At 42.1% G+C, this 9,335-nt stretch carries 13 protein-coding genes and 1 pseudogene; 1 reads left to right on the forward strand and 13 read right to left on the reverse strand.

Translation table 11 applies throughout. From position 1 onward, the window contains the following. A pseudogene (locus tag GBV73_RS11425) lies at window positions 1-148 on the forward strand (RNA-guided endonuclease TnpB family protein); the annotation flags it as partial. A gap of 363 nt (window positions 149-511) precedes the next feature. Here GBV73_RS11425 and GBV73_RS09370 read toward each other — a convergent pair. From GBV73_RS09370 to GBV73_RS09430, 13 genes are all read right to left on the reverse strand, one after another. Then, complete coding sequence (locus GBV73_RS09370) at window positions 512-790, reverse strand: hypothetical protein (RefSeq protein ID WP_152880960.1); 279 nt, start codon at window positions 788-790, stop codon at window positions 512-514. Continuing rightward, window positions 777-1,118 carry a hypothetical protein gene (locus tag GBV73_RS09375; RefSeq protein ID WP_152880962.1) on the reverse strand — a complete coding sequence of 114 codons (342 nt, stop codon included), beginning with the start codon at window positions 1,116-1,118 and terminating at the stop codon, window positions 777-779. Before GBV73_RS09375 ends, GBV73_RS09370 begins: the two co-directional genes overlap by 14 nt. Before the next feature lie 86 nt (window positions 1,119-1,204). Next, on the reverse strand, window positions 1,205-1,606 hold the full coding sequence (locus GBV73_RS09380; RefSeq protein WP_152880964.1) for a hypothetical protein: 402 nt from the start codon (window positions 1,604-1,606) through the stop codon (window positions 1,205-1,207). Window positions 1,607-1,639: 33 nt separating this feature from the next. Next, window positions 1,640-2,590, reverse strand: coding sequence for a hypothetical protein (locus tag GBV73_RS09385; protein ID WP_152880965.1), 951 nt, complete (start codon window positions 2,588-2,590; stop codon window positions 1,640-1,642). A 375-nt stretch (window positions 2,591-2,965) separates the two neighbouring features. Next, window positions 2,966-3,487, reverse strand: a complete 522-nt coding sequence (locus GBV73_RS09390) for a hypothetical protein (protein WP_225807190.1) — start codon at window positions 3,485-3,487, stop codon at window positions 2,966-2,968. Between the two features lie 49 nt (window positions 3,488-3,536). Continuing rightward, on the reverse strand, window positions 3,537-4,514 hold the full coding sequence (locus GBV73_RS09395; protein ID WP_004069934.1) for a hypothetical protein: 978 nt from the start codon (window positions 4,512-4,514) through the stop codon (window positions 3,537-3,539). Next, window positions 4,507-5,499: a DUF4855 domain-containing protein gene (locus GBV73_RS09400; RefSeq protein WP_004069935.1), complete on the reverse strand. Its 993-nt coding sequence runs from the start codon at window positions 5,497-5,499 to the stop codon at window positions 4,507-4,509. Before GBV73_RS09400 ends, GBV73_RS09395 begins: the two co-directional genes overlap by 8 nt. A 164-nt stretch (window positions 5,500-5,663) precedes the next feature. Beyond that, complete coding sequence (locus GBV73_RS09405; RefSeq protein WP_152880967.1) at window positions 5,664-6,230, reverse strand: [protein ADP-ribosylglutamate] hydrolase; 567 nt, start codon at window positions 6,228-6,230, stop codon at window positions 5,664-5,666. A 41-nt stretch (window positions 6,231-6,271) separates the two neighbouring features. Further along, window positions 6,272-7,546 carry an amidohydrolase family protein gene (locus GBV73_RS09410; protein ID WP_152880969.1) on the reverse strand — a complete coding sequence of 425 codons (1,275 nt, stop codon included), beginning with the start codon at window positions 7,544-7,546 and terminating at the stop codon, window positions 6,272-6,274. Window positions 7,547-7,644: 98 nt separating this feature from the next. Then, on the reverse strand, window positions 7,645-8,157 hold the full coding sequence (locus GBV73_RS09415) for a hypothetical protein (protein WP_152880971.1): 513 nt from the start codon (window positions 8,155-8,157) through the stop codon (window positions 7,645-7,647). Between the two features lie 29 nt (window positions 8,158-8,186). Next, window positions 8,187-8,645, reverse strand: a complete 459-nt coding sequence (locus GBV73_RS09420; protein ID WP_152880973.1) for a hypothetical protein — start codon at window positions 8,643-8,645, stop codon at window positions 8,187-8,189. 1 nt (window position 8,646) lies between these two features. Beyond that, window positions 8,647-8,874 (reverse strand): hypothetical protein, encoded by a 228-nt coding sequence (locus tag GBV73_RS09425; RefSeq protein WP_152880975.1) that lies wholly within the window; start codon window positions 8,872-8,874, stop codon window positions 8,647-8,649. A 42-nt stretch (window positions 8,875-8,916) separates the two neighbouring features. Then, window positions 8,917-9,335, reverse strand: a 419-nt coding sequence (locus GBV73_RS09430) for a transposase (protein WP_152880977.1), incomplete at its 5' end; no start/stop codon positions are given.

Genomic DNA, 9,335 nt, shown 5'->3' on the forward strand with positions numbered 1-9,335 from the left:
TAGGGATGTGGTTGGCTCGTGGAATATTCGCTTGAAAGCCCTGAAGATGTGGGGAGTCTCCGTTCCCCCCGAAAGCCAGCCAATGAAGACGGGAGGCTGGAAGCCTACCCGTTACGAAATTAACGCCCTACACGCACTTTACTGGTAGGCAGAACGGCTGGATGAGCTTATCTCTGAAAAATTCTCGGTTTTGGGAGAGGCCGTTGAAGAAGGAGCAGTATTAATGCTGTTCCACCTTGCCACTGTAAATACTACCAAAAAAGCAAGAAAAATTGCACTTATGAAGAGTTTTTTCTTCAAAGGGTCCACCGTTCTTTGATAAGGGAAAGAAAGTTATAATCTTAACTGGACATTATTGGGAAGTTGGACTTGAGTAATGCAACAGTGAAGAGGATACCCCTCTATGCTCTGCCAAGAGAGTTGTGGACATGTTTTAAAACCAGTATAAACCCAACCAGTGCACTCAAATACCAAGGAAGAACGAAGAGTGTTAATCCCAGTGAAGTTCCGCTTAAAGCGGCATAAGGCAACTCAAAACGAGTGCCATGATGAAATAAGCAAAGAGAAGTTTTACCGGAAAGAACCCCTTCCGCAGTATCATTATGAGATAAACTTCCAGAGCACCCATGAGGAGGATGTAGCCGGGGATGGTGAACCTCGGCAGGGGTAGATTCATGAGAAGAGGAACGTTGTAAAAGAGCACTATTCCAAGAATATCCATAGCTGAGATGAATCGAAAGGCGAGCCTGAACATTAGTAAGAAAAAGAACCAGGTTCTATCCAGATCCATGAGGTACACCCCCGGAGCTCTTTCCCAAAAACCAGAGGATTATACTCCCTCCAATCCCTATCAAAGGCAGAGAGTAAAGAGCCTTGAAACCGATATTGATATCCAACAGGAGAAGGAGAATAAAACATAGCAGAGATGCAGGGATTCCCCTATTCTCATTCAAAAAAAGTTCATAGACACTGTAAAAAGGAAGCACCACAGAAACCAAGTATAAAACTGTCTGCCAGAGGGAAAGAGCTGTAAGGAGAGGAAAAATCACCCAGATAATCATAACATGGCAAAGGAGAAGCAAAGATAAAAGAATCTTTAAAGGGGTTCTCAGCTCCATGATGTACACCACTCCTTCTTGCTCATACGAGGATTAGAGTCCACAGTATTGATTCCATACGTTGCCTAAATAATTTCTCCTCACACTCATGGCATCCTAAAAAGTAATTTTAGAGAAGTCACCAAACCCGCAAGGGCACTGAGATACCATGGGAGGACAAAGAGAAATATACCGTCAAAATACCCGGTTAATAGCCCTTTAAACTGGGCATACGGAAATTCAAGCACTGTAGCTGTACCAAAATATACCAAGAGGGATTTTAACGGTAAATTCTCTTTTCTTAATGTCCAAAGTAGGCCAACTTCAATGAAGAACATTCCTAGAAGATACGGAAGCAGAAAACCATGCGGCATTTTTGATAACAGAGGGATATTTAAGAAGAAAACTGGAAATAACTCTAAATCCAGAAAAATCAAAAAACGAAAGGCAAGTCTCAAGGCTATTAGGAGGGGAAGCCAAACTTCAAGGTTTTCGTTTTCTTGGTTCATATTATCCCCACAAAATGGAATGTATTAAAGGTACTAATCCCATGATGTGTACCACCATACTTTCTCCATGGACGGGTTTGAATCAATTGTATCCATTAGATGGTTCCACGTGTTGCTCACGTAAATAGCAACGCCTGAAGAATAAGGCCTTGTGCCACTATAATGGTTGGGCCCATCCACAGCATAGGTTTGTGGCTCCTCACAGTAGTTCCCATGACAATCGTAGTCGCCACTGAACGTTGATGGAAACTCTATAACTCCATTTTCAACTTTAATACTTTCTATATCCTCACATCCGTAGGCATCGTCTCTTCCGGGATAATGATCGCATCTGTATCCGTCGTACAAGTCATCCCAAAACGGATCCGGGTGATCCTCGTCGTAAAAGTGAAGTTCATACTGAACGCTACTGGATGTATAGTATACTACTATTTTAAACAAGTCATTCTTTCCATTAACATTGTATCCATTTCCACCATCATCAACTCCACTGCCCCCATCTATATCCACCCGTACCTGCACCCACCAGTGGATCGGGTAGGGAATCGAAGAGCTCATTGAAGCGTAGTAATAGTCATAGACTTTACCATTAGTCTTAACTGAGGTAACCTTGATAGGCTTTACAACCAACACCTTAGCGTTCTTGGGATAAAAGCTCTTCTGATAGAGATAGGGGACATAATCGCTTACCAGCAACCGCTTAAGGGTTTCCCTCTGCTCAGGTGTGAGGTTTTTAGCATGTTCAGCGATCTCAATATCAAGCTGTCTGCCGAACTTCTTCAAAACGAGATCGGTGAGTTCCTCCACAAAATGCGGATCGTTGATAGTCCCCTTGGTATGTGCTATATCAATCTGACCCTTGACAAAAAGACCAATGGCCGTCCAGCTGTCCACGTCAGCCCGAGGTAGAGCGCTAACAAGCTCTGAAAAAACAAAAATCAAAACCAACACTCCAGCCAAGAGTCCAGCCCGCTTCAAGGACATCACCATTGGGCATTGGGCATTAGGCATTAGTCGTATATATAGTTTTCTATTTTCAATAGTGTGAATTGAAAAATCCAAGATAGAAAATAAAGGGATTTTAGCCCCAGCTAATCAGGTCGTCAGGTTAAAATTCGAAATCTATTCGATACTCAGCAAACACTACAGGATTTTCAATTCCTGTGAATCTAGAGCTCATGAAAAAGGTACTGTCAGGATGGGCTATGGGGAATAATTCCAAAGTTAAGCTCTATACGCTTTCCCGTACATCAAATTTAGTGAATAAAAGTGAGCATTAGTTCTGTGCATTCGCCATATCTAACTGTACCGGTGATTTTTACACCCTGGCCTTGGGGGGCTAAGCTGAAGCCCTAAGCGTCACCCAAGTAAAGCAATCCACAAATCTCCTTTTTCGACATGCATGAAGATAAAGGTTAACGTATCTCCGTTTGGGAGTTTTATGGATTTGGAACTAACCACGACACAGAACGAATCCAGCTGGAATGGGACATACCAGTAGGTGAAAGAACTTATCATTGCACTCCCTTTGTAAATTTTGAAGTCAATTTCATGTCCCCCGGTTGTTGTGAGGTTCTTTAGTTGCTCCCAGATAATTTTGTACTCCCCACTGTTCGCCTCTCCAGAAAAACTAACGTTCCAGATGCCCAGAACAGTGTATCTGTATATCTTGCCGCCCAGCTTGAGGGTTGTTCCATTTAGGACGGTCATGTTCAAATACTCTGGCTCGCTCCAAGGGGCTAAAGGCTTCTTTAAAGTTGTGTTGCATTCTTTAATGTTTTTCTTAGCCTCAGTGAGAAACGCCGTGACTTCCTGAGCCGGTTCCGGATGAGAGGAATGGCCTGTCGAAGCCCGGTTTATGCATAGAGACGAAAAAACCACCAAAGAAATTAAAAAAATTGAGAGAAATGCTTTCATTCTCACTACCCCTTTAGTTGTCCTTTACTTGGTGCAACTTTTTTAGAACCAACGGCATGATCATTAAGAGAAGCAAAGTGCCGATACCACATATCTCCTTCTTATTTTTTTCTGTTTGAGCTTGGCTGGGATTACACTCCGGAAGTTCTTGCATATCCGTGCTCATGTCAAGATGTCTTAGATTCTCTCCATCATAGAAGAATACAAGTGGCAACTCCGAAAGGAAACTGCCTTTCTCAGCCCTAATCTCGCCAGGATAGTAGATGAGAATCCCTCCATCAACGGGCAGTGCATATAGGGCAGAGAGGGCTTTGGAAAGCTCCTTGCCCTCAAAAAAGTCTGAGAAATGCCTTTCAAACTCGAAAACGGGAATTTTGTAGTTTGAGTTCGGAAAAGTTACGAAGCCGTCATGAATTTCTCCTCTGATACCCTCCAGACTCCTCCTATTCTCCGCGAAGAAGTAGTCCAAAACGGGGCTTTCCGTGCAGTTGGACACCACCGTGCCGTTCTGAAGCTCCACTCTCGTGCAGTTCCACGCCAAGTCAGCACATCCCTCAAAGCGGTAAACCCTCGTCTCGGTCTTCTGGGCGGTAATCGTAAAGTTCCGGGCTTCACCGTTGATAATCAATGTAATATTTTTGTAGGGAATAATTTCCTCCCTGCGCTGCAGAATATAAAAAGTCCCATTAATCTCAGCCATTATTGAAGGCTCGCCTAGTAGGAGATTGCTTCTTCCCAAAAAGAGCAGGTTGCTTCCATTGAAAAGATAGTAGAGGTCGTATTCCCCATAGGGCATGTTACGCCTAAGTGTCTCCTCCCCCGCAACCCTCTCGCATATCCATTCAGAATGGTGCACAATAATAAATGCATACCCATTGCCTGGCAGGATTGAGGTTATCGAATATGTTTCGTAAGGTTCACAGGTCTCACCGGAAACTAAGGGTAGAACAAGCAGCAAGACTAAAAACGAGATTCTGAAATGGTTATACATAATTATCCCCCAATCTTCTAGTAAATCCATTCATTTCACTAATAACATTCAGGTCAATGCTGAGATAATATGCTCTGTTCGGATATAAACCTCCCAAGACATCCTTCTGTGCTTTAGTGTAGTGGTATGCTATGGTTTTAGCTTCAGTTGTGTACTGGCTTAAACATTCTGGACTAAATGTTGGGGCGCAGTATTCAAGAAGGGAAATCCTAAAGTTTTCTTCTAGGTGTGTATGATCAATATAGTAAAAGAGCAAACTTTGATCGGCCTCCATTTCTATATAGATGTTGAATGCATCGTTCTCATTCTTTAGATTCTCAAGTTTTGTTAGCCACTCTTTAAAAACTTCATAAGTATATGGGATGTAATCATTAGCTCCCCTTGCAATAGCTCCTCGTTGGTAGTAGTTAGGTTGTACAAAGACATAGTCGAAGAGGCCTGCAAGACTGAAAATATTGGTTTTCTCGAGTACCAATGTACACGCTGAGGGTATCCATATAAGCTTCTTGTTTAAGTTTCTCACATAAGCTGATATCTCTTCAATGTCTTCCTCATACACTGTCCCATCGCTCACTTGCCATGCATCCTCTAGGCTCCAGTAAAATCCCTTTAAATTTCCTCCAGTCGAATCTAAAACTCCATCAATCCATCCTTTCCAGTAGGACACTCCTCTAACACCCTTGCTGGAGATATTTGTATTATTCAATATGGGGATAGAAGCAAAATAGTCAATAGCACCCTCGAAATGTCTGTTTAACCAGCTTCCAAACTTGTTTCCATCATAATATCCATCATTATATGAATATCCTTGTTGTGGAGTGCCCTTCCCTTCACCGTCAAGAACTACTGCATAATTGAACCCCAACTCTTTAAAGTTATCAATGGTTGCAGGGATACCCTGCCAATTTTCATCTCTTCCTTTTATCATTCTTGACTCGTATTCACCTCCATTCCACTTGACCCACCATAATCCAAAGTTTGCCATGTGGTATCACCACTGATAGATAATGCTACTTGTTATAAAAATTTTTCTATTACTATAAGTTTGTTTAAAGTATTCAACAAATTAAATCAAACAAATAATCAAAACAAGTTGGAAAAGAAGTCAAGTAGTTAGTTCGGCAGAATTAGATTTATCAGCAAGAGACATTAAACCGTCAAAGTCTTCAAAGCCCTCTCGTAATCCTTCTTAGAGTACAGCACCAGATAAACTTCCTTAACGCTTTTCGCTTCTTCCGAAAACTCCTTTACCATCTCGACAAAAGTCTTCACGACCTCTTCAAAGGGACAGCCATAGATGCCAGCACTTATAGCCGGGAAGGCTATGCTCTTGACCCCCAACTCTTCCGCCTTCCTCAGCGCCCCGAGAATAGCCTTCTTGAGCTTTTCCTTCTTATCCTCATCCCATCTGCCACCGCAGTAGGGCCCAACGGTGTGGATGACGTATTTAATCCCATACTGCTCCATTTTCATTGCAGGTGTTACAACAACTTCCCCATGCTCGATCCAGTTTCTTCCAATCTGCTCTTTCATGGCTTCTTTGCTTATCCTTATGTATTCCCTAACATCCCCGGCAGCCGCTTTTGCTATTGCGTAAGCAACTCCGCCACCGTGTTCGAGATATTTGTTCGCAGCATTGACAATTGCCTCAGCCGGAAAGCGGGTTATATCTCCTTGGGCAACTTTAAATGTGAGAGACCCAAAATTCAGCTCCATAATGCCCACCGCATAAAAATACGCACCAAAAAGATAAAAGGTTAGCGAAGCTCATCGACTATCTTCTGAACCTTATCCAAAGCTTTTTCTTCATCAATGGTCAAAACTTCTCCGTCGAGCATGACTATTTCCCCATCTATTATAGTTGTCTCAACATCGTTCCCATTGGCGGAATACACTATATGGGAAATTATGTTGGTTATCGGCCTTAGGTGAGGCTTATTAAAATCAATAACGACAATATCTGCAAGAGCCCCTTCCTTTATGGCTCCAGCGTCCAAATTGAGGGCTTTCGCTCCGTTTTGGGTAGCCATCTTAAAAACTGTTCTTGCATCGGCAAGGGTTGGGTTTAAATTGTGAACCTTGTGGAGGAGAGAAGCCAGCTTTATCTCTTCGAGCATATCTAGGTTGTTGTTGCTTGCAGCTCCATCCGTGCCCAGTGCTATGTTAACTCCGGCTCTAAGGAGCTTCTCCAAGGGCATTACCCCACTGCCAAGCTTCATGTTGCTTGCAGGATTGTGAACTATCGTAACTTTCCTTTTGGCTAGAATTTCAATCTCCTTGTCAGTTAACCATACTCCATGGGCCGCTGTGACATCGCTTTTCAAGAAACCCAACTCGTCCAAAAACTCTACTGGAGTTTTACCGTATTTTTCCTTTATCTGTTTTACCTCATCTCTTGTCTCGTTTATGTGTATCGTTATTCTCTTTTTACTTTCATCGGCTTTTTCTCTGACCCATTTCAAAAGCTCTGGAGAGCAGGTGTAAGGAGCGTGGGGCCCAAAGAAGAACTCTATCCTTGAAGAATCTAACTTCTCGATAAACTCCAAGAGTTTGAGAGTTTCTTTGATCTCAGCATTCCTCTTTTCTTCATCTCCAAGATCCACCATGCCGTAGCTCAGATAAGCTCTTATTCCAGCCTCCTCAGAGGCCTTTGCAACCTCTTCCATGTGAAAGTACATATCAACAAAGGTCGTTGTTCCACTCTTTATCATCTCAATAATCCCGAGGAGGGCACCCCAGTAAATATGTTCCGGCTTGAGCTTTCTTTCCATTGGCCAGACGTAGCTCTGAAGCCATTCCATAAGGGGCAGGTCATCAGCAAGACCCCTCAGGAGAACCATTGGGGAGTGTGTGTGAGCGTTTATAAATCCCGGAGAAATGACTTTTCCCCTAGCGTCAATCACATAATCCGCTCCGAGATTGAGGTTTTTCCCAACTTTGGAAATTCTGTTCCCTTCAATGTAAACATCGGCCCTGATAACATCAAGGTTCTCGCCGTATATTACGTAGCCATTCTTTATGAGGATGCTCATGGAATCACCTTTTCTTTTTAAAAGGGTCTAAGAAATGAGAAATTATAAGCCTTTTGCTGATGAAGAAAGAGAAAAGACAACGAGAAATACTCACAGCTCTAACCAGTTGCCTTTAGTTTTTTGTATTCTATTGTTATTGTTTGTTCTGCTTGTTTTATTGTGATTTTGGCTGGTAGTTTCCCGTTAAGTTTGACTTCATAAGTGAGCATTTCCGGGGTTTTGGGTTTCAAAATTAAAATATCGCCGTTTTTCATGATGTTAAAGTTCTGGAGGTTGTTCAGTATTGCCACAAATGGGTCTAAGGCATTAACATCAGTTATTGTCGCATTAAGGATAAAAGTGGTATTTGAAGTAATAACCCTTTGAGTGTTATTCTCAATGATGATTTTCTGAGCTAAGGATCCGTTAACATAATCTTCCCTAATTATTTTATCAGGCTTCACAAAAATTACATGACTTTCAAAGGACTGATTGCCAATCTTGATGATTTCTTGAGCCTCAAAGGACTTAACGGAAGCCCAGTATAAGGTTATGTCTTCAACTGAATAACTCTGAGAAATGCACCCTAAAACAATAGCACACAATAATAAACTAAATATTAGCCTTTTCATTGTTCTCACCCTGTTATTTGTTAAGATGTTCAACGCATGACACTAAAAACAAGCAGGGAGACAGCTAATCCCACAGCAAGAGAAATCAAAGCAGCTAAAATTAATCTTGTAAGATCTTTTAAATCCGTAATATAATTTACATTTTCGAGCCCTACTAACCTTATAGATATTGGGGAAACAGCATACATCAGCAAGATAGCCAGCACAAATGAAAACGCATTGCTCTTAGACGTTCCACCTTTCAAAAAATAAAACACCATACCAATTCCAAGTAAAATGTACCCTATCATATATGCCTTTCGGGAATAGTCCCTTGCATTTGTAATGTCTCTAAAGGCAATTTTATTTATACCATACCCTAGAACCAACCAAAAAACAAGCCACAATAATGGTGCAAAGCTGGAATAGTTAATCATTGCATAAACAACAACACTACTAAAAAATAAAAGTATAAACAGCTGAAGGATGATGCCCCCAGTTTTTTCCATGCTACATCACCTCATAATTAAGGATCTGTACGGCTCCTAAATATGCCGTTGCTCCTTTAATTTCATGAACTTGTGCATCCTTTGTGACATTCCCAGAACAGCATGGACATGTTGGGATTTGTTGAACAGTTGGTGTTTGTTCAGGAACACCCTCCACACTTGCTAAAGCTGGGCTAACCACTAAGCCCAGCATTAACCCCAACAGCACGAGGCTCAAAAACCTCTTCATCGAACCACCTCAAAATTATGAACGAAAATTCATATTTAAACCCTAGTTCCCACCACCTGTGAAGTTGTATAATCTGTCCAGATTCACGGCCAGAATCGCCCCTAAAATCCTGACAGCTAACCCCCTCAAACTAACACTCCTGCTCGGCCTCAGAAGAAACTCAGAAAACTTCGAAAACAAAGTCTCAATCCTCCTGCGAAAGTCAGACAAGTACTTGTAAAACTTCTTCTCCTCCAGATTACTAATCTGATTCCCCCGCTTTACTGGCGTGTAAACAACGCCAAACCTCAAAAACTCCTCCTCGAGTTCCCTGCTAACATACCCCTTATCCAAAAACAGAAAACAGCCGGAAAACTCCTCAACAATCACCCAGAACTTTTCCCGGACAACACTCACATCATGCTTATTCGCCGGATCAACAGACAGTAAAGCCAGCAAATTTCCATCAGAGTAACAGGTCA

The organism is Thermococcus sp. 101 C5 (genome assembly GCF_009372125.1).
GTDB classification, from domain to species: Archaea; Methanobacteriota_B; Thermococci; order Thermococcales; family Thermococcaceae; genus Thermococcus_A; species Thermococcus_A bergensis.

Bases quoted from the DNA above. Each gene is read 5' to 3' on its own strand.
- GBV73_RS09370 (WP_152880960.1), bottom strand. From the start codon at position 790: ATGGATCTGGATAGAACCTGGTTCTTTTTCTTACTAATGTTCAGGCTC.
- GBV73_RS09375 (WP_152880962.1), bottom strand. From the start codon at position 1,118: ATGGAGCTGAGAACCCCTTTAAAGATTCTTTTATCTTTGCTTCTCCTT.
- GBV73_RS09380 (WP_152880964.1), bottom strand. From the start codon at position 1,606: ATGAACCAAGAAAACGAAAACCTTGAAGTTTGGCTTCCCCTCCTAATA.
- GBV73_RS09385 (WP_152880965.1), bottom strand. From the start codon at position 2,590: ATGTCCTTGAAGCGGGCTGGACTCTTGGCTGGAGTGTTGGTTTTGATT.
- GBV73_RS09395 (WP_004069934.1), bottom strand. From the start codon at position 4,514: ATGTATAACCATTTCAGAATCTCGTTTTTAGTCTTGCTGCTTGTTCTA.
- GBV73_RS09400 (WP_004069935.1), bottom strand. From the start codon at position 5,499: ATGGCAAACTTTGGATTATGGTGGGTCAAGTGGAATGGAGGTGAATAC.
- GBV73_RS09405 (WP_152880967.1), bottom strand. From the start codon at position 6,230: ATGGAGCTGAATTTTGGGTCTCTCACATTTAAAGTTGCCCAAGGAGAT.
- GBV73_RS09410 (WP_152880969.1), bottom strand. From the start codon at position 7,546: ATGAGCATCCTCATAAAGAATGGCTACGTAATATACGGCGAGAACCTT.
- GBV73_RS09415 (WP_152880971.1), bottom strand. From the start codon at position 8,157: ATGAAAAGGCTAATATTTAGTTTATTATTGTGTGCTATTGTTTTAGGG.
- GBV73_RS09420 (WP_152880973.1), bottom strand. From the start codon at position 8,645: ATGGAAAAAACTGGGGGCATCATCCTTCAGCTGTTTATACTTTTATTT.
- GBV73_RS09425 (WP_152880975.1), bottom strand. From the start codon at position 8,874: ATGAAGAGGTTTTTGAGCCTCGTGCTGTTGGGGTTAATGCTGGGCTTA.